20 protein-coding genes are annotated in these 19,655 nt (G+C 59.3%); 10 read left to right on the top strand and 10 right to left on the bottom strand.

The features are described 5' to 3' along the window. Positions 1-16 precede the first annotated feature (16 nt). The 4 genes from ycaO (at position 17) to JNO51_RS06995 (ending at position 2,884) form a co-directional block, all read left to right on the top strand. Complete coding sequence (gene ycaO, locus JNO51_RS07010; protein WP_215782295.1) at positions 17-1,726, top strand: 30S ribosomal protein S12 methylthiotransferase accessory factor YcaO; 1,710 nt, start codon at positions 17-19, stop codon at positions 1,724-1,726. A gap of 113 nt (positions 1,727-1,839) precedes the next feature. Next, on the top strand, positions 1,840-2,091 hold the full coding sequence (locus tag JNO51_RS07005; protein WP_215782294.1) for a hypothetical protein: 252 nt from the start codon (positions 1,840-1,842) through the stop codon (positions 2,089-2,091). Between the two features lie 178 nt (positions 2,092-2,269). Continuing rightward, entirely contained in the window at positions 2,270-2,464 is a 195-nt protein-coding gene (locus tag JNO51_RS07000; RefSeq protein WP_215782293.1) for a hypothetical protein, read from the top strand. 90 nt (positions 2,465-2,554) lie between these two features. Next, positions 2,555-2,884 (top strand): hypothetical protein, encoded by a 330-nt coding sequence (locus JNO51_RS06995; protein WP_215782292.1) that lies wholly within the window; start codon positions 2,555-2,557, stop codon positions 2,882-2,884. A gap of 78 nt (positions 2,885-2,962) precedes the next feature. On the opposite strand, the gene JNO51_RS06990 is transcribed toward JNO51_RS06995, so the two are convergent. After that, positions 2,963-3,679, bottom strand: a complete 717-nt coding sequence (locus JNO51_RS06990; RefSeq protein WP_215782291.1) for a hypothetical protein — start codon at positions 3,677-3,679, stop codon at positions 2,963-2,965. A 303-nt stretch (positions 3,680-3,982) separates the two neighbouring features. Here JNO51_RS06990 and JNO51_RS06985 point away from each other — a divergent pair, with 303 nt between their 5' ends. Then, positions 3,983-4,234, top strand: a complete 252-nt coding sequence (locus JNO51_RS06985; RefSeq protein ID WP_215782290.1) for a hypothetical protein — start codon at positions 3,983-3,985, stop codon at positions 4,232-4,234. 56 nt (positions 4,235-4,290) lie between these two features. Here the strand turns inward: JNO51_RS06985 and JNO51_RS17360 are convergent, their stop codons facing one another. Continuing rightward, positions 4,291-5,004 carry a hypothetical protein gene (locus JNO51_RS17360; RefSeq protein WP_252346207.1) on the bottom strand — a complete coding sequence of 238 codons (714 nt, stop codon included), beginning with the start codon at positions 5,002-5,004 and terminating at the stop codon, positions 4,291-4,293. Positions 5,005-5,259: 255 nt separating this feature from the next. On the opposite strand from JNO51_RS17360, the gene JNO51_RS06970 reads away from it, so the two are divergent. Further along, positions 5,260-6,795: a diguanylate cyclase gene (locus tag JNO51_RS06970; RefSeq protein WP_215782287.1), complete on the top strand. Its 1,536-nt coding sequence runs from the start codon at positions 5,260-5,262 to the stop codon at positions 6,793-6,795. Positions 6,796-6,808: 13 nt separating this feature from the next. Here JNO51_RS06970 and JNO51_RS06965 read toward each other — a convergent pair whose 3' ends face one another. After that, positions 6,809-7,858 (bottom strand): 3-deoxy-7-phosphoheptulonate synthase, encoded by a 1,050-nt coding sequence (locus tag JNO51_RS06965; RefSeq protein WP_215782286.1) that lies wholly within the window; start codon positions 7,856-7,858, stop codon positions 6,809-6,811. Between the two features lie 179 nt (positions 7,859-8,037). Here JNO51_RS06965 and JNO51_RS06960 point away from each other — a divergent pair, with 179 nt between their 5' ends. After that, positions 8,038-8,331, top strand: coding sequence for a PepSY domain-containing protein (locus JNO51_RS06960; RefSeq protein ID WP_215782285.1), 294 nt, complete (start codon positions 8,038-8,040; stop codon positions 8,329-8,331). Positions 8,332-8,436: 105 nt separating this feature from the next. Here JNO51_RS06960 and JNO51_RS06955 read toward each other — a convergent pair whose 3' ends face one another. Beyond that, positions 8,437-9,708, bottom strand: coding sequence for a RidA family protein (locus JNO51_RS06955; protein ID WP_215782284.1), 1,272 nt, complete (start codon positions 9,706-9,708; stop codon positions 8,437-8,439). Between the two features lie 892 nt (positions 9,709-10,600). Between JNO51_RS06955 and JNO51_RS06950 the strand changes: the two genes are divergently transcribed. Then, positions 10,601-10,897: a hypothetical protein gene (locus JNO51_RS06950; protein WP_215782283.1), complete on the top strand. Its 297-nt coding sequence runs from the start codon at positions 10,601-10,603 to the stop codon at positions 10,895-10,897. A gap of 34 nt (positions 10,898-10,931) precedes the next feature. Here the strand turns inward: JNO51_RS06950 and JNO51_RS06945 are convergent, their stop codons facing one another. After that, positions 10,932-11,825 carry a LysR substrate-binding domain-containing protein gene (locus tag JNO51_RS06945; protein WP_215782282.1) on the bottom strand — a complete coding sequence of 298 codons (894 nt, stop codon included), beginning with the start codon at positions 11,823-11,825 and terminating at the stop codon, positions 10,932-10,934. 105 nt (positions 11,826-11,930) lie between these two features. Here JNO51_RS06945 and JNO51_RS06940 point away from each other — a divergent pair, with 105 nt between their 5' ends. Then, positions 11,931-12,248, top strand: a complete 318-nt coding sequence (locus JNO51_RS06940) for a carboxymuconolactone decarboxylase family protein (protein WP_215782281.1) — start codon at positions 11,931-11,933, stop codon at positions 12,246-12,248. 9 nt (positions 12,249-12,257) lie between these two features. Next, a complete protein-coding gene (locus tag JNO51_RS06935; RefSeq protein ID WP_215782280.1) occupies positions 12,258-12,626 on the top strand; it encodes a tautomerase family protein in 369 nt (122 codons plus the stop codon). Here the strand turns inward: JNO51_RS06935 and narI are convergent. The 5 genes from narI to nirD all read right to left on the bottom strand — a co-directional run bounded on the left by narI (position 12,623) and on the right by nirD (position 19,655). Then, on the bottom strand, positions 12,623-13,306 hold the full coding sequence (gene narI, locus JNO51_RS06930) for a respiratory nitrate reductase subunit gamma (protein ID WP_215782279.1): 684 nt from the start codon (positions 13,304-13,306) through the stop codon (positions 12,623-12,625). The two genes, JNO51_RS06935 and narI, sit on opposite strands and share 4 nt — an antisense overlap. A 2-nt stretch (positions 13,307-13,308) precedes the next feature. Then, complete coding sequence (gene narJ / locus JNO51_RS06925) at positions 13,309-13,962, bottom strand: nitrate reductase molybdenum cofactor assembly chaperone (RefSeq protein ID WP_215782278.1); 654 nt, start codon at positions 13,960-13,962, stop codon at positions 13,309-13,311. 11 nt (positions 13,963-13,973) lie between these two features. Then, entirely contained in the window at positions 13,974-15,521 is a 1,548-nt protein-coding gene (gene narH, locus JNO51_RS06920; RefSeq protein ID WP_215782277.1) for a nitrate reductase subunit beta, read from the bottom strand. Positions 15,522-15,529: 8 nt separating this feature from the next. Further along, positions 15,530-19,216, bottom strand: coding sequence for a nitrate reductase subunit alpha (locus JNO51_RS06915; RefSeq protein ID WP_215782276.1), 3,687 nt, complete (start codon positions 19,214-19,216; stop codon positions 15,530-15,532). Positions 19,217-19,322: 106 nt separating this feature from the next. Continuing rightward, the gene (gene nirD / locus JNO51_RS06910) at positions 19,323-19,655 is read right to left on the bottom strand and encodes a nitrite reductase small subunit NirD (RefSeq protein ID WP_215782275.1); all 333 of its coding nucleotides are present in this window, start codon (positions 19,653-19,655) and stop codon (positions 19,323-19,325) included.

The raw sequence follows: 19,655 nt of genomic DNA, 5'->3' as shown, positions 1-19,655 counted from the left end.
CAGCAAAGAACCTGACATGTCACAAAGCGAACACTTCATCCCGGGCAAGGACGCCGCACTCGAAACCACGATCGCGCGCCTGCAAGGCCAGCTGGCAGCGCTCGGGCTGGAGGTGGAAGAGCAACTCTGGCTCAACTCGGTAGATAACGTCTGGTCGGTGCATCTGGCCAACAAGCACTGCCCGCTGATCTACGTCAACGGCAAGGGCGCCAGCGAACTGGCCGCCCGGGCCAGCGCCCTGGGCGAGTTCTTCGAGCGCGTCAGCAACAATTACTTCTGGTCGCACTACTACCTGGGCAGGGAGATCGCCAACCGGCCGCATGTCTTCTTCCCGCAGGAGCGCTGGTTTGCCCTCGACGACGGCGATACCTGGCCGCAGGGGTTGCTCAACGAGACCCTGCAGGCGCTGTACAACCCGGAAGGCAGCATTCCGGCCTCCGCACTGGTGGAGCTGAACTCCGGCAACCACGAGCGCGGTATCTGCACCCTGCCCTATGTGCGCCTGCGCGATGGTGAAACCACCTGGTTCCCGATCAACATCATCGGCAACCTGTATGTCAGCAACGGCATGGCCGCCGGCAACACCGCGCCGGAAGCCCGCACCCAGGCGCTGTCGGAAATTCTCGAACGCCATGTCAAATTCAAGGTCCTGCGCGAAGGCCTGTGCCTGCCGGACGTGCCGCAGGCCGTCATCGACCGCTACCCGAAGATCGCGGCCGGCATTCAGGGGCTGCGTGATGCCGGCTTTGGCATCCTGGTCAAGGATGCCTCGCTGGGCGGCGAATTCCCGGTCATGTGCGTCACCATGCTCAACCCGCGCGACCAGGGCGTCTTCGCCAGCTTCGGCGCCCACCCGCGCTTCGAGATCGCCCTGGAGCGGGCGCTGACCGAACTGCTGCAAGGACGTGCCCTGGCACAACTGGACGGCTTCCCCGAGCCGGGCTTCGACATGGACGAAGTCGCCGACCCGCAAAACCTGGAAATCCACTTTGTCGATTCCAGCGGCGTGATCGCCTGGCGCTATTTCAGTGACACGCCGGACTTCACCTTCTGCGACTGGAACTTCAGCCAGACCACCGCCGACGACTATGCCTGGATCTGCAACTGCATCCAGCAGGCCGGCTTCGACATCTACGTCGCCGATTTCGAGCATCTCGGTGTCTACGCCTGCCGCATCCTGGTGCCGGGCATGTCCGAGATCTACCCGCTGGAAGAGCTGGAATGGGAAAACAACAGCGTCGGCAACCAGCTGCGCCCCTACCTGCTGCGCCTGCCGTCGCTCGACAATGACGAATGCCGGACACTGCTCGAGCTGCTGGAAGAGCATGGCCTGGACGACCTACGCCCCGTGCCGGCGCTGATCGGCGTGGCCGCCGATGCCGACAGCCCCTGGAAGGAACTGCGCGTCGGCGAGCTGAAAACCCTGCTGGCCCTGGCGCTGGGCGACGAAGACGGCATCCGCGAAGGCTGCGACTGGATCCGCCACCTCGGCCACATGACGCCGGCCCGTCACAAGGTTTACCGCGCCCTGGCGGCGCTGCTCGACCTGCAGGGCGATGCCGAACACAGCCTGACCCTGCTGTACGGCCACGACACTGTGGCGCAGGCGAAACAACTGCTGAACGGCGAGACCCGCTTCTTCGGCCTGCAGGAACTGGGCGCCAACGTGGAACACAGCCGCCTGCACCAGAGCTTGCTGAACGAATACCGCAAACTCTGGCCGTAAAAATCGCTGGCCGGGAGCGCGTGACGAACCCGGCCCTGCCTCTTTGCGCTATAGTGAATCCAGATCCATGACGAATGGATGGCGCACGACCGCAACAAGAGGAGGGCCGCAACATGCAAATGGAACGCTGGCTGCTCGAGTTTCCGGCTACAGTCCGCAAAGCCACGCTGCAGCAGGACCTGGCCCTGGCCAGAACGGCCATGGACAAACTGACCAGCCACTATGCCGGCAAAAGCAGTGCTGAACGCCAGGCCATCTACCTGAGCCTGGCCCATACGATTCTGGAAGACCTGGACATGGAGACCTACCGCCAGGCGGAAGCCTTCCTGCTCCAGATCGGCTTGCTGCAACATCAGAAGGCCTGAATACGGCCCGCCATGCCCGACATGGCGGGCTTTTTATTTGTCATTAAAAATAATCGATTTTATTCGCAATATCCCGTTGTCAATTCCGCCTACCCCTGCTAACTTGACGCACTTCCCGCCACGCCGACCGACAGACAACCTGCCGGTCGACCTCCTGGCTCAGGCAATCGGAGACAACATGAGCACCCAACGCAGCAGCGTCCAGAGAAGACTGATCACCCCGGCCTCGTGGGGCAAAAAAGATCCGCGACAGCAACACCTGGATGCCGAACAGCGCACCTGCAGCCACTGCTCGCACCGTGGCCTGCGCGGCGAAACCACCATTGCCGGCCAGATGTTTCGCTGCCCGTCCTGCAAGAAACTGCAGTTCTGAGTTGCGGCCCCGGCTGAGATGCATCAAACCGTCCGCAGGCGCTTTGTGCCATAGTGAGACGATACTGAACTACCCCCTGGATAGCAGCCCATGCGCGCTCTGTTGAAACGCCTTTCGGACAGGATTTTCGGTCCCGACCCCGAACCCCTGCCCACTTTGTCACCGGAAGAACTGGCCGCCGCCGAGCACTTTCTGTTCGAAATCTTTGCCCAGCAAAACGCCAAAGCCTGGCAGCCGGTCGGCGCCGTCATGTTCTCGCCGCGCCTGCGCCGCCTGAGCCCGCAGGTTCAGCACATGGAACAAGCCATGAGCTCACTGTTCGAAAAGGGCTGGATCGAAACCCACAATGCCCGCTTCCTGGTCCTGACGGACGCCGGCTACGAACGACTGCGCTTTCTCGGCCTGGAGCGAACGTCCTGACACATCCCACAACAAACAAAACGGCAGCCCAGGCTGCCGTTTTTCATGTGCGCACTGAACTGCGCCACCGCGGCCAGGTCAGCGCGTCATTACCGCACCCTGGCAATTCTCGTAGCGGGTCAACCCGGCCGGACAAGCCATGGCATTGAGCCCCTTGTCGACACACAGCCAGACACCACTCAGATATTTATTCTGCTGCGCATCCTTATCGCAGGTCGCAAACTGACTGGCCGCCGGATACTGCGGATTCAGCTCGGCAAACTTCTGCTTGATGGCCACGATATCACTGACCGTATCCAGCTGCGGCACCTTAATCTGCCGGAAGCGCGCCAGCGCATCACCAAAATACTGATTCACCTTGCGATAGTAACCGGCAGGATCGCGCTGCTCCGACCCCGGCTGATAGAACGGCGTACAGGTCGCATGCTTGCCCCATTCGTGATCGACAAACTCGACCGCATTGGCCAGATAGGGCTTGAACGGATTGGCAAACGTCAGACGTTGCGGATCGAGCGGCGGAACGACATGGCAATCATGCGGATAACTGCCATCCATGCGTTCAGGCCACAAGCCATGGAACATCAGGGGCGACACATCGGCCCGGCAGGCCTGGGCCTGATCCAGCGTGGCACTGCTCTTGCCCGCACTCCCCGCCTGGCACCAGCCCGGCACCCACTGCGTGGACAACAGATAATAATCAAACCCGTCTCCGGACGGCACATCCTCCGCCACAGCCGCCGCCGAGCTCAGTGCCAGCACCGCCCCCAGCGACACGGCAAACATACTGCACTTCATATCAAGCCCCTATTCCAATTGTCATCAGACGCCGAGGATCATCACATCGCGTCAGTATATTCCAAACGGATAAAGGATACCGGCAAGACATTAAACTAATTGGACAGGCAAAAAAAAACCCGCGAACGCTCACGGGTCACAACCTTGGCGCAGGGAGGCCCCTACTGAGGACAGCATAGAGCAAAGCCGGGCGGTCTGGCTGCGACATATTGCCTCAGGACGATCGCTTCGTGGCGGCCACAATGCTGCCGACTGATCGGCAAAATTATGATAGTCTAGCCAGACTGATTTCCCGAGTACGCCATGAACGCCTCTCAGATCCTCAGCTTCATGATCCAGGCCAAAACCGGCCAGCAAATCAAATGGGCCGCCATCCCTGCCCTCTACGCAGTCACCCTGGCACAGATCGCCCCCAAACTGAGTGAAGAAGAGCTGTTCAGCATGATCGCCATCGGCTCGGTGCTCTATGATCACAGCAGCAAAGAGATCGTCGCCCAGGCCGCCACCGACCAGCTCCTCAAGTCCCTGATGAACCCCGGCAACACCCCCGTCTGAACGACAAACGGGCAGCACCTTGCGGCACTGCCCGCTACCGGCATGGCCGACACCGACTACTTGGCCGGACGACCCGTCTTGATTTTTTCCAGCCGCGACAAAGCCTGCAGCAGCTGCGCATCCGACAAGGCCGTCAACGCTGCCAGCCCGGCCCGCAGCAACTCGCTTTTCTTCACTTCCTGACCCAGCGACAAGACACGCTGCTTCAACTGCGGAATCTGCTGGTACTCGCCTTCCGGCATGGTAAAGCTGTCTCGCACCAGCTTTGCCTTCTTGCCGCCGGCTTTCTTCTTGCCGCGAGCGGCGTCCTCAAACGGCGCCACGACCTTGGCAGCCACCACCTGCGGAGCGCTCACTGGCTGGGCTACAGCGGGTTTGGCAGCAACAGGCTTGGCAGCAACAGGCTTGGCGGCAGCAGGCTTGGCAACAGCAGGCTTGGCAACGGCAGGCTTGGCAACAGCAGGCTTGGCTACAGCAGGCTTGGCGGCAGCAGGCTTGGCAACAGCAGGCTTGGCAACAGCAGGCTTGGCAACAGCAGGCTTGGCAACGGCAGGCTTGGCAACGGCAGGCTTGGCAACGGCAGGCTTGGCGGCAGCAGGTTTGGCGGCAGCAGGTTTGGCGGCAGCAGGTTTGGCGGCAGCAGGCTTGGCGGCAGCAGGCTTGGCGGCAGCAGGCTTGGCTACGGCAGGCTTGGCTACGGCAGGCTTGGCAGCAGCAGGCTTGGCGGCAACAGGTTTGGCAACAGCGACAACAGCTTTGGTATCTTTCATGGCGGACCCTTGTGCATGAACGTGCATAACAGTATAAACAATTTATACTGTATATCAATGATGCAGCGCTCAATGCGCATTTTTTGATCGTCATATCCGCACAACGATGCGACAAGCACTTGCTGCACTTTCCCACAGCCTTATCCACAATATCTGTGGGTAAGGACGACAGAAAGACTCAGAAATGTCTTTTCGTGCAAGGCCTCATCAGACTAAAGTTAAGATCAGGATCACTACGCCGCCGCAAAGGTTGCCATGGCCGCAAAACGCCATCTGACGGAACGCCTGCTGCACCTCCTGGCCATCACCCTGGCGGTCGCGGCCATTCTGGCCGGTTGGATATGGGTCCATCAGTTCCGCACCTTCAGCGAACAAGACAACGCCATCGATCAGCAGCGCATCCTGCAAAAAACCAGTCAGCAGGTCAACCAGCTGGCCCGCGAGGTCAAACTGGCACTTGGTCTGGCCGACAGCATCATGGCACACCACCCTGACCACGACCCGCGCACCGATCCGCTGATCCAGTCCATGGCCAGACAATTCCATGACGAAACCAACGGCATGATCACGCTGCGCGTGCTGGACCGGCAAAACCAGATCACCTTCCCGCGCGAAAAAATCAACGGCCCCCTGCACCCGGGGCCACCGACAGCATTCTTCCAGTGGCTGAGAAAGAAACCCGTGGGCAGCGTGTCGTTCAGCAACCCGGTATTCAACAGCGAGACCCGGCAATGGAACGTCATTGCCGGCCGCCTCCTGCAACACCAGAGTCACGGCATCGACATTGTCTACGTCGCCTTTGACATGAACAGCATGACCAACGCCCTGGGCCTGACCGGCCCCGGCCCCGACATGGCCATACAGCTCACGGGAACCGATGGCACCGTACTGGCACACTGGCCGGCCTCACCCGGCCTGATAGGCAAAAACATCAAGAACAGCCTGCTGATGCAGGCCGCCAGTCAACAAAGCGCAGGCCAGATCAGCAACCTAGAAGACACCGAAGGCGAGACCTTTACCAGCTTCATGCACGACCCCAACCATCCGCTGATCCTGTCGGTATCGACCCCCAGACAGGCGGTAGAAGAACCGATCGCCGACGAAAGACAGCGCATCATCCTGGCGGTCACCATCTTCATCCTGACCGAAGTTGCGGCGATTGGCTGGATCAACCAGCTGCTGGGCAAACTGCGCCAGCGCCAGCAACGACTGGAATCCGAACTGGTCGACAAGATCGAACATGTCACGGCCCTGGATCGCCACGCCGCGCAGCTGGAATCGGCCAAATCCACCCTGGAGCGCCTGTCGCAGACCGACCCGCTGACCTCGCTGTATAACCGGCGACATTTTATGGATGTACTGGCGCAATGGCTGCGGCGATATGCCGGAGATGGGCAGACTTTCTGCATGGTGTATCTGGATATCGATCACTTCAAGGCCATCAACGACCAGCATGGACATGCCATCGGTGACGAAGTGCTGATCAAGGTCGCCAGCCTGCTGCAAACACAGATCCGGCCGGGCGATCTGGTCGCCCGCATCGGCGGGGAGGAGTTTGGCCTGCTCTTACCGGAGACATCGATTCCACAGGCCGTGAGCGCCATGGAGCGGATCCGCCAGGCACTCGGCGCCCACACCTTCGACAGCAGCGCCGGCGCCCTGCACATCACCTTCAGCGCAGGCGTCAGCCTGGTGCGCCCGGGCGACAGCACCGCCAGCCTGATGCAACGCGCAGACCAGGCGCTGTACCAGGCCAAGACTCAGGGACGCAATCGCGTCCTGAGCGAATGAGCAGAAAAGCGGTCTAGCGCCGGCGCAATACCGCCGCCGCCTCACGCAGCGTTGCCGCCGTGGTCTCCCAATCCAGACAGGGATCCGTGACCGAACAACCATAGCGCAAGGACGACAGATCATCCGTCAGCGGCTGGTTACCTGCCTCGATGAAGCTCTCCAGCATCAGACCGACAATGCTTTGATTGCCGTGTTCGATCTGCCGCAACACATCCTTCACCACCAGCGGCTGCAGCGACGCCTGCTTGCCACAGTTGGCATGCGAACAGTCGATGACAATATTGCTGGGCAGGCCGGCCTTTTGCAGCGCCGCCTCCGCCATGGAAACACTGACGCTGTCATAGTTCGGCCGCCCGCCACCGCCGCGCATCACCAGATGACCATAGCGATTACCGCGCGTGCGGATAATTGCCGAGCGCCCCTGACCGTTGATACCGAGGAAGCTGTGCGGATACGAGGCCGACATGATGGCATTCACCGCCGTGGCCACCGAACCATCCGTACCATTCTTGAAGCCGACCGGCGTCGACAGCCCGGAGGACATCTCGCGATGCGTCTGCGACTCGGAGGTGCGGGCGCCGATCGCCGTCCAGGCAATCAGATCCCCGATATACTGCGGCGCAATCGGATCCAGCGCCTCGGTGGCCGTCGCCAGCCCGAGGCGGTTGATCTCCAGCAGAAACTCACGCGCCCGGAACACCCCTTCATCGATCTTGAACGAGTCATCCATATGCGGATCGTTGATGAACCCCTTCCAGCCGGTTGTCGTGCGCGGCTTCTCGAAATACACGCGCATCACCAGGTACAACACATCCGACAACTCATCCGCCAGCTCACGCAAACGGCGGGCATAGTCAAGACCCGCCACCGGATCGTGAATCGAGCACGGCCCGACAATGACAAACTTGCGCGCATCCTGCCGGTCAAGAATGGCCTGCAGCGTCTGACGGCCGGCCAGTACCCGGGCGGCCAGCTCATCACTGAGCGGCAAGCGTTGGTGAATATCGTCCGGTGTCGGCATGGCATCGAACGATTCAATATTGAGGTTTTCTGTTCGCAGCATAGGAATATTAGGGAAATTATTTCAGTACAGTGTACCAGAAGTCCCCCTGCGACCATGATCCTTTCTTACGGCACACGCTTACTCATCTCTGAGCGAGAGTCGCATCAAGACCGCAAGCGCCCATCGTCCTACCCTGCAGCCGTCGGCAATCCGCCGACTGACCAAGAGGAAGCTTGAACATGTTTCGCTCTGCACCCTTGTTTCTCTCCACACTGCTGCTGACCAGCACCACCTTCGCCTCCCCAGCCGTCAACAACCAGACTGACGCACTCAGCCAGGCCGCCATCAGCCTGCAACAGGCCATCCAGCTATCCGAACAGCAGGTCGGCGGCAAGGCGGTCAGCGCCGATTTCGAACACAGCCTGACCGGCTGGCAATATGAAGTCAACGTGCTCAAAAACGGCCTGAAATATGAAGCACAGGTCGATGCCGACATGGGCGCCGTTTCCGTCAAGGCACCGACCAGCCACTAAGCCAGGCAAGATCGTGCCCTTCACCGGCACGGCCGGAAACAAATAAAAAAGGGAGCTGACCTCAGCTCCCTTTTCTCTGCGCCATGTCAGCGCATCATGACCCGCTTACTGCGCCGGCGGCGTGCCTTCGGCGTTCGAAACCACGACGTCGATTTGCACCAGGGCATCGTGCGGCAGTGCCGAAACACCCACCGTGCGACGAGCCGGTACCCCACCCGGGAAGAACTCGCCATACACTTCGTCCACTGCAGCCATATCGTCGATCTGCTTCAGGAACACATTCACCTTCACCACGTCAGCCATGCTGTGGTTGATGCTCTCGACAATCGCCTTGACGTTCTTCAGGCACTGAGCAACCTGCTCCTTGACACCACCAGCCACCAGCTTGCCGGTCTTGGCATCGATCGGCAGCTGTGCCGACAGGTTGTTGTAATGCGAGAAGGCCACGGTTTGCGTGTGCAGCGGGCTCTTCGGTGCATTGTCGGTATTGTTGGCCTTGATCACGATGCCGTGACGGTCTTCAACGGCTTGCGGCGGGGTGCCGTCGCCATGCGAAACCACGACTTCGATTTGCACCAGAGCATCCATCGGCAGCGCGGCAGCGGCAACCACGGTACGAGCCGGGAAGTAAGCCACGGCACGGGCGATGGCCGAATCCGGGAAGAAGGTGGTGTACACCTCGTTGACGGCGTCGATATCCGACAGATTCTTCAGGAAGATGTTGACCTTGACGATATCGTCAAACGGCACATCGATCCCTTCCAGAATCGCCTTGACGTTCTTCAGACACTGAGCAGCCTGCTCCTTGACGCCACCGGCCACCAGCTTGCCGGTCTTCACGTCGATCGGCAGCTGTGCCGACAGGTTGTTGTAGTGCGAGAAAGCCACGGTTTGCGTCGACAGCGCGCTGATCGGCGCGGTTTCCACATTCTTGGCGATCTTGATCAGATCGCCGGCTTGCGGTGCATTCGGGATGGTACCCACGCCATTGGATACCAGCGCTTCCACTTGCACCAGTGCATTCATCGGCAGTGCGGCCACGGCCACGGTGGTCAGCGCCGGGACATAGCTCTGGAAGAAAGACTTGTGAACAGCGTGAACGGCATCGATGTCAGCAATATTCTTGAGGAAAATCGTGATGCGCACGATATCAGTCATCGAATGATCGATGCTTTCCACGATGGCCTTGATATTCTTGAAGCACTGCTCGGCCTGCTCTTTCACACCGCCAGCAACAAAAGCGCCGGTTTTCGGATCGATCGGCAGTTGAGCCGCCAGATGGTTGTAATGCGAAAAAGCGACGGTCTGGGAATAAGGACCGATTGCCTTGTGTGCGTTTTCCGTATTACGTGCCAGGACTGCGTTGTAGCCACTCATAAATAGACTCACTTATTAGTTCGAATTCAGCGGGCTACGTGGCTTGCACGAGCCCCACTATTTTTATCGGCCGCCCCGGTTTTTTGACCGGGGAAAGGGTCATGAACCAGCGTTGATGCATGTCAGTAAATGCAGGAGTGGAGGCTACGTTAAGCCCAATAGACGGTCAATATAAGGGAACGTCGGTATTTGTAGCTTTGGCGACAATACATCGGCATGCGGCGATACAATGCCACACAAATCAAATAAGCTGCGGCATATCATCAAAATCCATTCATCTCATTTAAATCCCCCTCCCCGCTCAAATCCGCCAACGCTTTATTCGCACATCATTTTTATATCCTCTCAAAATAGTGCACTGATTTTCCTTTTAATGCATTTCCGGAGTTATATTTAGATTGAGTAACGAAAAAATCAGCGCCACAAAGAACATTCCACCCGAAAAACACCTTTCCACCTTCGCAAACACCGGCCAATCGGCGAACGACCACTCAATTCATGCCCTCATCCACCCGAACAAATACACCCGCCTGACACGCCTCGCCCCAAGATGCACGATGGTCATTTTCCAGCACCAGACGCAGGGCAAAAATCATGAAGTGTGACTGAGGCGACCGGGAGATTTGTCGCCGGATTGCGCCTGAAGCGCGCGTTGACGGAGGGGGCTTGCGACCAGCGATACGACAGGGGTAAGGGGGGATGGGGTCGTGTGGGGGGGGATGGGATGGGATGGCGCACTTGAAGAGTGCGCCCTACGGTTGAGCGTCCTACGGTTGTGCGTCCTACGGTTGTGCGTCCTACGGTGATACGCCTTGCGAATGCTTTTATTCCGACAAACGTGACAGTTGGATACAATGGTCTCACACACACTCACACTGCACCGGGAAACAAGATGAGCGATTCAGTCCAAGAAGTGGCCAAAGCCAGGCAAATCCTCAACCAGGGTGGCGGCGAGCACAATGGATATACCTTGTACTCCAGCGGCCTGCTGGTTCAGACCATCCAGATCACCGTGACCAGCATCGAAAAGGAAATCGTCTTCCCGGCCACCTTCCCGTGCGTCGTCACCTCGGTGCAACCGATCGGCGGCAACGTCAAAGTGCTCAAACTGGGCAAGAACAAGGCACTGTTGCAATTCGACCCGGCCGATGTCGGCACCAAGATCAAGCTGATCTTCTCCGGGCAGTAAACCCGGGGCCGGGCGTGCGCCAGACGGGCCGGCCCTACGCCAGCGCCACGCCCGGCAAGGGCCGCAGATAATCCTGCAAGGCCCGGGTGACGGTGTCAGCCAGACGGCCGACCCCGGGAGACGGGACGTCCTCGGCGCGGCAAAGCAGACAACGAATCGCCGGCAAGGGCGGCAGATCGTGACGGATCATCAGCGTCTCCGGCAAGCCCGCCGGGGTGCGCACTGTCACCCCCAGCCCGGCAGCCACCGCCGCCCAGAGACTACTCAGACTGCCACTGCTAAACGCCTGGCGCCAGGCATGACCAGCCTGCTCCAGCGCCGTACAGGCCGCGGCACGTATCAGGCAGGGCGCCTCGAACAACACCAGCGGCACGGGCGCAGCGCCCGGCCACGCACAGGGACTTTCCCGGCTGTCGATCCAGTGCAATGGCAGCGTCCCCATTGCCTGTCGGTGCGGCCAGGACTCACCACCATCCCAGACCAGGGCCAGATCCAGCTCCCCGCGCGTCAAACCATCCAGCAAAGGCTGGTTACGCGCCACCTTCACGTCCAGGCCAAACTGCGGATGCGCACGGGAAAACCGCCCCAGAATCGTCGGCAGCAGCGTCTCGGCAAAATCTTCCTGCATCCCGAAACGCAGCCAGCCCCCCTGCACCCCACTCCCCTGCACCGCCTGTACCGCCTCGTCATTCAAAGCCAGCAGCCGCCGCGCATAGGCAAGCATCACCTCACCCGCCGGTGTGAGCACCAGGCCACGGCCAGCCTTGCGCAACAGCGGCTGCCCCGCCTGCTCTTCCAGCTTCTTCAATTGCGCACTGACAGCCGACGTGGAGCGACTGACTCGCTCTGCTGCCTGCGCAAAGCTGCCCAGCTCGACACCCGCCACAAAGCTGCGCAACACCTCCAGATCCAGACTGACTCGGCCCATGCAACCATTCCAAATAACAGGACGATTTGTTTAAAAAATCTCAATTTTCAAAACAATTATCGGTCGCTAAGCTGAACCCTGTCAAAACCTGCCACGGAATCCATCATGCAGACCACCCCCTCCAGCCTCGACAATCTGGGCCGACTGGCGCCGAAACTGGCCGAACTGAGCCAAAGCCTGCTGTTTGACGACATCTGGCAGCGCGCCGGACTCAGTCCGCGCGAACGTAGCATCGCTACGGTCTCCGCCCTGCTGGCGCTCTACCGACCACAGCAACTGCCGTTCCACCTGCAAAAAGCCCTCGACCACGGCGTCAGTCGCAGCGAACTGGGTGAACTGATGACCCATCTGGCGTTTTATGCCGGCTGGCCGGCGGCGGTCTCCGCGATCGATATCCTGGCAACCCTTCCAGAAGCAAAGTGAGACCCATCCATGCCCTATGCACGCATCGCCCTGAACGCCGGCAAGCCGGCACACTGGCTAAACGCCATTTCCACCAGCCTGCAGCAGGCACTGGAAGAAAGTTTCGAGGTCCCGCCAGGAGATTGTTTCCAGATATTCCAGCCATGCCAACCCGGCGAACTGGTATACGACCGCCACTACCTGGGCGGTCCGCGCAGCGACAACTTCCTGCTGATCCAGTTGACAGCCGGCCGGCCGCGCAGCGCTGAGTGCAAAAAAGCCTTCTACGCCAGGCTGGCCGAACATCTGGCGGCCAGCCCGGGCATTGCGGTGGAAGACATCATGGTCGTCATCACCACCACCGGGCTGGAGGACTGGTCGTTTGGCGGCGGACGTTAGCGCGGGCGGACCAGCTGCCAGGCACGCGTCAGATAACCCACACTGGCGAATCCGCTCCAGGTATGCACCATGCGAGTAAATGGAAACAGCATAAAAAAGGTCAGACCGCAGAAAATATGCAGACGAAACACCATGGGCGCATCTGCCACCAACTGCGCGGCATCGCCACGGAAGGTTAGAATATGTTGCGCCCAGAGCATGAAGCGCAACATGGTCTGACCATCCAGATGACCGGCAGACTCCGGAATGGTAGCCAGCCCCAGGCACAGTGTCAGCAACAACCATAGCAGCAGCACCTTGTCGCGCAGCGGCGTCTGAACCGCCAGGCGTCGATGAGCCAGACGACGCAACAACAGCAACACCAGGCCAATCAGCCCCACACCGCCCAGCGTGCCGCCGGCCATCATGGCCAGCAGCTGCTTGGCGGTCAGGGGGACGCCCAGCCACTCCCAGACGGCAAGCGGCGTCAACAGCCCCCCCAGATGCCCCAGGAACACGCCGATGATGCCGATGTGGAACAGATTGGACCCCAGGCGCAGATTGCCGCGATGCAAGAACTGGGTCGACTCCGCCCGCCAGGTATATTGTTCGCGCTCGAACCGCACCAGGCTGCCCAACAAAAACACCACCAGAGCCAGATAAGGGTAGATGCCAAACAGAAATTGTTGGAAGTAAGACATGATCAGGCTCCTTGCCGCGCCGGGCGCGGATAAAAACGGACGGGCTCAACAGACATGGCGGGGGCGGGGGTCAGCAGCGGCTCGATGCCATCCGGAGCCGGGCCAAACCGTTCCATGGCCTCGTCCATGTCTCGTACCGGCGGTTCACTGATCGGCAACGGCGCCACAGGGCTGAGCGACACCAGCGCTGACATCGCCCCAGCATACGGACTTTGGCGCGCCAGCAGACGCCCGGCCAGCAGCTCAATCACATGGACAGCATCGCCCAGCATGCACAGGGCAGCGTCCGGTTCGATCTGGCCGAGACACTCCAGAAACAAGGGCAGATAATCCGGCAGTTCATCAGCCTGCATGGCCAACCCATGCTCGGCATAGGCCGCCATCAGGCTGACCATCGCGCCACCACGATCGCGGCTTTCGCCATAGACATGCTCGAACAAATGCAGACTGAGCGAGCGCTGCCGGTCGAACATCGCCACATAATCAGCCTGCAGTTCGAGCAAGGGCTGCGACATCAGATAATCCAGCAGCGGCCGCAGCCGCCCCTGCTGCTCGGCGGGCAACGCATCCAGTGCCTGATACAGTTCGGCACTCGCCGCCTGCAAGGCAGGTTCGGGGTATTGCAGCAAGACTGAAATCAGCGCAAATACTCGCATCTTGGCCTCCCTTATTCCGCAGCGCGCTTACGCGACTTGGGCATGGAAGCAAAAAACACCGAGCCCTGCTTTTTCTTGCCGAACAAAGTGCCATCCGATACGCCACCAGAACAGCCATTTCCAAAGCTGAAACCGCAGCTTCCCTTATCGTTGAAGCTATCCTCTACCATCTCCTTGTGGCTGGACGGGATCTCAAAGCGGTCTTCGTAATTGGCAATCGCCATAATGCGGTACATATCCTCAACCTCGGCCAGCGTCAGGCCGACCTGATCGAGTACGGCGACATCATCCTGCTGATCGACATGGCGGCCGCGCATAAAAGCACGCATCGCCAACATCCGCTCCAGCGCCTGCCGCACGGGCTCCTCCTTGCCAGCCGTCAGCAGGTTGGCCAGATAGCGCAGGGGAATACGCATCTCGCTGACATCCGGCAATATGCCCTGCTTGCCCAGCACCCCGCTTTGAACCGCCTTCTGGATCGGCGAGAGCGGCGGGATGTACCACACCATCGGCAAGGTCCGGTATTCAGGATGCAGCGGGAAAGCGACTTTCCAGGTCACTGCCATCTTGTAAACCGGCGACTGCCTTGCCGCCGCCAGCCAGCTTTCCGCGATGCCCTGGCGGCGAGCTTCTGCCTGCACCTCGGGATCGTGCGGATCGAGGAAGATTTCCAGCTGACTTTGATACAGATCCTGCTCATCGCGCATCGAGGCCGCAGCGGCGATCTTGTCGGCGTCATATAGCATGACACCAAGATAACGAATACGACCAACACAGGATTCGGAGCACACGGTGGGTTGCCCAGCCTCCAGCCGTGGATAGCAGAAGGTGCATTTCTCCGCCTTGCCGGACTCCCAGTTGAAATACATCTTCTTGTACGGGCAGCCCGAAATGCACATGCGCCAGCCGCGGCACTTGTCCTGATCGACCAGCACAATGCCGTCATCCTCACGCTTGTACACCGAACCGGACGGGCAGGATGCCACGCAGGACGGATTCAAACAGTGCTCGCACAAGCGCGGCAGATACATCATGAAGGTGTTTTCAAATTCGGCATAAGCCTCTTTCTCGATATCCTTGAACAACTGGTCCCGGCTGCGCTTGGCAAACTCTCCGCCCAGGTCGTCCTCCCAGTTCGGTCCTGAAGTGATTTTGTCCATCTTTTGACGAGTCAGAATCGAGACTGGCCGTGCTGTCGGCGGCGTCTGCATGCGGCCCGCCGACTGCAGATGATCATAGTCGTAGGTGAAGGGCTCGTAATAGTCATCCACCTCAGGCAGGTTGGGGTTGGCAAAGATATTGGCCAGAATTTTCATCCGGCTGCCCTGCCGCGGCTCCAGCTGCCCATCCGCGCGCAGACGCCAGCCTCCCTGCCATTTTTCCTGATTCTCCCACTCGGTCGGGTAACCGGTGCCTGGCTTGGTCTCGACATTATTGAACCAGGCATATTCGACACCATCGCGGCTGGTCCAGACGTTCTTGCAGGTGACGGAACAGGTATGACAACCAATGCATTTGTCGAGGTTCAACACCATGGCTACTTGTGCACGAATCTTCATGATTTTCCTCACACCTTCCCTTGTTCATCTGCCTGATCCAGCCAATCCACCCGCTGCATCTTGCGCACAATGACGAACTCGTCCCGATTACTGCCGACCGTACCGTAGTAATTGAAGCCATAAGCCTGCTGAGCATAGCCACCGACCATGTGCGTCGGTTTGGTCACAGTACGCGTCACCGAGTTATGAATCCCGCCGCGCTTGCCACTGGTCTCCGCCCCCGGCACATTCACAATCTTTTCCTGTGCGTGGTACATCAGGGTCATCCCTTCGGGAACCCGCTGGCTGACGACTGCCCGGGCGGTCAGCGTGCCATTGACGTTGAACACCTCAATCCAGTCGTTGTCGACAATACCGGCCTTGGCGGCATCGATTTCGGACAGCCACACATGCGGTCCACCGCGGCTAAGGGTCAACAGGCGCAGATTGTCGGAATAGGTCGAGTGAATGCCCCACTTCTGATGCGGCGTAATGAAATTCAGCACAATCTCCGGCTGACCATTGGCATGGCGCCCCAGCATGCTGGCGGTGGTCTTCAGGTCCACCGGCGGCTTGTAGACCGTTAACCCCTCACCAAAATCCAGCATCCATCGGTGATCCTGATAAAACTGCTGACGGCCGGTCAGGGTGCGCCAGGGAATCAGCTCGTGCACATTGGTATAGCCGGCGTTGTAACTGACCTCTTCGCTCTCCAGTCCTGACCACGTCGGGCTGGAAATGATTTTGCGCGGCTGTGCCTGGATATCACGGAAGCGAATTTTGTCGTGTTCACGCCCCAGGGCCAGATGCGTGTGATCACGCCCGGTGATTTTCGACAGTGCCGCCCAGGCCTTGACCGCCACATGACCATTGGTCTCGGGCGCCAGCGTCAGCACCACTTCCGCGGCGTCAATCGCTGTTTCAATACGCGGCTGACCATTGGCAGCCAGCCCGTTGAGTTGCCCCAGTTCCTTCACCTCACTGGCCGTGGACCAGGCAATCCCCTTGCCGCCATTGCCGACCTTGCTCAGCAGCGGGCCAACACTGACAAACTTCTCGCCAATCAGGCGATAGTCCCGCTCGATCACCGTCATCTGCGGCGCAGTCTTACCCGGAATCAGATCGCACTCGCCCTTCTTCCAGTCCTTCGGTTCGAACGGCTGCCCCAGTTCACCGGGGGTATCGTGCATCAGCGGTGTCATAACCAGATCTTGCTGAACCCCCAGAACCGGCCCGCCGATTTCAGACAGACGCTCAGCCAGAAGCTTGTAGATTTCCCAGTCTGTTTTGGACTGCCACAGTGGTTGGACGGCTTCGGACAAAGGGTGGATGAATGGATGCATGTCTGAGGTATTCAGGTCATCCTTTTCGTACCAGGTTGCCGTCGGCAGAACAATGTCGGCATACAGACAGGTGGTGCTCATACGAAAATCCAGTACCGTCAGCAGATCCAGCTTGCCCTCGGCGGCTTCGCGCACCTGAACTTCTGTCGGCTTGATGCCCTGGCTTTCATCGTCAAACAAGGCATTCTGCGTACCCAGCAAATACTTGAGGAAGTATTCATGCCCCTTGCCGCTCGATCCGAGGATATTCGAGCGCCAGACAAACATATTGCGCGGGAAGTTTTTCGGATTGTCCGGGTCTTCGCATGACATGCGCAAACTGCTGTTCTGCAAACCTTCCACGGTATAGGCCACCGGGTCCTTTCCGGCCTTTGCCGCATCGCGGGTCAGTTGCAGCGGGTTAGTCTCAAGTTGCGGTGCAGAAGGCAACCAGCCCATGCGCTCGGCCCTGGCATTGAAGTCGATCAGACTCAAACCGGCATAGCGCTGACTGGCTGTCGGGCTGAGAATTTCGTCCACGCCCAGCTTCTCATGACGCCACTGACTGGTATGCGCATAGAAGAAACTGGTGGAATTCATCTGGCGCGGCGGACGCTGCCAGTCGGTGGCGAACGCCAGCGGCGCCCAACCCTGCTGAGGCCTCAGCTTTTCCTGCCCGACGTAGTGAGCCCAGCCCCCGCCACTTTGGCCGATACAGCCGCAAATCATCAGCAGATTGATGATGGCGCGATAGGTCATGTCCATGTGATACCAGTGATTCAGCGCGGCACCGACGATGACCATGCTCTTGCCCTGGGTTCGATGAGCATTGTCGGCAAACTCTCTGGCCACGGTGATCACATCAAGGGCAGCCACACCGGTATGCTTTTCCTGCCAGGCAGGGGTGTAGGCCACATCATCCTGGTAATCAGCAGCCACATTCGGCCCGCCCAGTCCGTTATCCACGCCATAATTGGCCAGCATCAGGTCATAGACAGTGGCCACATACACCGTCTTGCCATTGCCGAGGGTCAGCTGCCTGACGGGAACATGGCGCGCCAGCACGGCATCCTGATCTGCCCCGAAATACGGAAAGCTCACCGGCACAATGTGGTCATGCTGATCCTTCAGAGACAGCAGCGGATCGATCTCCCGGCCATCGGTGGCATGCAGCGACAAATTCCATTTGCCGACCTGCGCACCCTGCTCTCCCCAGCGCAGACCAATCGTTCCGTTCGGTACGACCAGATCGCCGCTGTGACCGTCAATCAGCAGGGTCTTCCAGTCAGGGTTATTCACCTCGGCATGGTCGCTGAGTTGTGAAGCACGCAGATAGTGATCCGCTACCAGGCCCTGCTCGCTTTCGCGCAAGGTCACCAGCATGGGGAAGTCGGTGTACTGCTTGCCATATTGGCGGAAATAGTCGCTCTTCCCGGTCTTGTGAAATTCGTTGAGCACCACATGCCCCATCGCCAGGGCCAGGGCCGCATCGGTACCCTGCTTTGGGGCCAGCCAGATATCACCGAACTTGGCCATTTCGCCAAAATCGCTGGAGACCGCCACTGTCTTGGTGCCCTTGTAACGGACTTCGGTATAGAAATGCGCGTCAGGGGTCCGGGTCATCGGAACATTGGAACCCCAGACCATTAAATAGGTCGAGTTGTACCAGTCAGCCGACTCGGGTACGTCAGTTTGTTCACCCCAGACCTGCGGCGAAGCCGGTGGCAAATCACAATACCAGTCATAGAAGGACATACAGACGCCGCCAATCAGGCTCAAATAGCGGCTGCCGGCGGCATAGGACACCATGGACATGGCTGGAATCGGCGAAAAGCCGATAATGCGGTCAGGCCCGTACGCCTGAATGGTATGCGCATTGGCGGCCACAATGATCTCGGTGGCCGTATCCCAGTCTGCACGCACAAAGCCGCCCAGACCACGTGCCTGCTTGTAGCGGAGAGCCTTTTCCGGATCATTCGTGATGGCGGCCCAGGCATCGACCGGAGCCATCGTCTGGCGCGCTTCGCGCCACAGAGCCATCAGTTCGGCCCGCACCATCGGATACTTCACGCGCTGGGCTGAGTAGACATACCAGGAGTAGGAGGCACCGCGCGGGCAGCCACGCGGCTCATGATTGGGCAAATCGGGACGGGTGCGCGGATAATCGGTCTGCTGCAGTTCCCAGGTAATCAGACCGTTTTTGACAAACACCCGCCAGCTACAGGAACCGGTGCAATTCACGCCATGCGTGGAGCGCACGACCTTATCCTGCTGCCAGCGACTGCGATAGGCGTTCTCCCACTGACGATCTTCTTGTACGACAGCGCCATGGCCATCGGCAAAGGGCTTGCTGGTTCGGGTCAGGAACTTCAGGCGATCCAGAAAATGACTCATGACGTCTCCACGGCAACAATGGTGTACGTTATGAGCCTACGCGCCTGCCGGGAGGTCACCCATTCGCCATTGGCATGGCAGGCGGTGGCGAGAAGAACTAGTTCACCTAGTCATTTCGTACAGGCAGCCAGACACAGTCCTGCTCGACCTTGACTGGCCAGGCACGGACAGACCGAACGCTGTCCTCCATGCATCGCCCATCCTGCAGACAAAAATGCTGTTTTTTCAGAGGACTCGCCACCCAAAGCAAATGATCGTGCTCGACGATCAGCCCCCTTGACAGCACATTCGCGCCGGAGAACGGATCCAGATTATCCAGCGCATACAAGACGGCTGAATCATCCGGACGAAAAATGGCCACCTGTTGATTGCCCACCAGAGCACACACCCCGGTACCCGGCAAGATCATCGATAAAGGACAGATATTGATCCACGACAT

The organism is Paludibacterium sp. B53371, from assembly GCF_018802765.1.
GTDB lineage: Bacteria > Pseudomonadota > Gammaproteobacteria > Burkholderiales > Chromobacteriaceae > Paludibacterium.
Note: the sequence above shows the minus strand (reverse complement) of the source record. Positions and strands in the feature narration are given on the sequence as shown.

Excerpts from the sequence above, each read along its gene's own strand:
- nirD (WP_215782275.1), bottom strand. The coding sequence starts at position 19,655 with ATGTCGTGGATCAATATCTGTCCTTTATCGATGATCTTGCCGGGTACC.
- ycaO (WP_215782295.1), top strand. The coding sequence starts at position 17 with ATGTCACAAAGCGAACACTTCATCCCGGGCAAGGACGCCGCACTCGAA.
- narH (WP_215782277.1), bottom strand. The coding sequence starts at position 15,521 with ATGAAGATTCGTGCACAAGTAGCCATGGTGTTGAACCTCGACAAATGC.
- JNO51_RS06960 (WP_215782285.1), top strand. The coding sequence starts at position 8,038 with ATGTTTCGCTCTGCACCCTTGTTTCTCTCCACACTGCTGCTGACCAGC.
- JNO51_RS07000 (WP_215782293.1), top strand. The coding sequence starts at position 2,270 with ATGAGCACCCAACGCAGCAGCGTCCAGAGAAGACTGATCACCCCGGCC.
- JNO51_RS06970 (WP_215782287.1), top strand. The coding sequence starts at position 5,260 with ATGGCCGCAAAACGCCATCTGACGGAACGCCTGCTGCACCTCCTGGCC.
- JNO51_RS06990 (WP_215782291.1), bottom strand. The coding sequence starts at position 3,679 with ATGAAGTGCAGTATGTTTGCCGTGTCGCTGGGGGCGGTGCTGGCACTG.
- JNO51_RS06995 (WP_215782292.1), top strand. The coding sequence starts at position 2,555 with ATGCGCGCTCTGTTGAAACGCCTTTCGGACAGGATTTTCGGTCCCGAC.
- JNO51_RS06940 (WP_215782281.1), top strand. The coding sequence starts at position 11,931 with ATGCAGACCACCCCCTCCAGCCTCGACAATCTGGGCCGACTGGCGCCG.
- JNO51_RS06935 (WP_215782280.1), top strand. The coding sequence starts at position 12,258 with ATGCCCTATGCACGCATCGCCCTGAACGCCGGCAAGCCGGCACACTGG.
- narI (WP_215782279.1), bottom strand. The coding sequence starts at position 13,306 with ATGTCTTACTTCCAACAATTTCTGTTTGGCATCTACCCTTATCTGGCT.
- JNO51_RS06955 (WP_215782284.1), bottom strand. The coding sequence starts at position 9,708 with ATGAGTGGCTACAACGCAGTCCTGGCACGTAATACGGAAAACGCACAC.
- JNO51_RS06915 (WP_215782276.1), bottom strand. The coding sequence starts at position 19,216 with ATGAGTCATTTTCTGGATCGCCTGAAGTTCCTGACCCGAACCAGCAAG.
- JNO51_RS06945 (WP_215782282.1), bottom strand. The coding sequence starts at position 11,825 with ATGGGCCGAGTCAGTCTGGATCTGGAGGTGTTGCGCAGCTTTGTGGCG.
- JNO51_RS07005 (WP_215782294.1), top strand. The coding sequence starts at position 1,840 with ATGCAAATGGAACGCTGGCTGCTCGAGTTTCCGGCTACAGTCCGCAAA.
- JNO51_RS06950 (WP_215782283.1), top strand. The coding sequence starts at position 10,601 with ATGAGCGATTCAGTCCAAGAAGTGGCCAAAGCCAGGCAAATCCTCAAC.
- JNO51_RS06965 (WP_215782286.1), bottom strand. The coding sequence starts at position 7,858 with ATGCTGCGAACAGAAAACCTCAATATTGAATCGTTCGATGCCATGCCG.
- narJ (WP_215782278.1), bottom strand. The coding sequence starts at position 13,962 with ATGCGAGTATTTGCGCTGATTTCAGTCTTGCTGCAATACCCCGAACCT.
- JNO51_RS17360 (WP_252346207.1), bottom strand. The coding sequence starts at position 5,004 with ATGAAAGATACCAAAGCTGTTGTCGCTGTTGCCAAACCTGTTGCCGCC.
- JNO51_RS06985 (WP_215782290.1), top strand. The coding sequence starts at position 3,983 with ATGAACGCCTCTCAGATCCTCAGCTTCATGATCCAGGCCAAAACCGGC.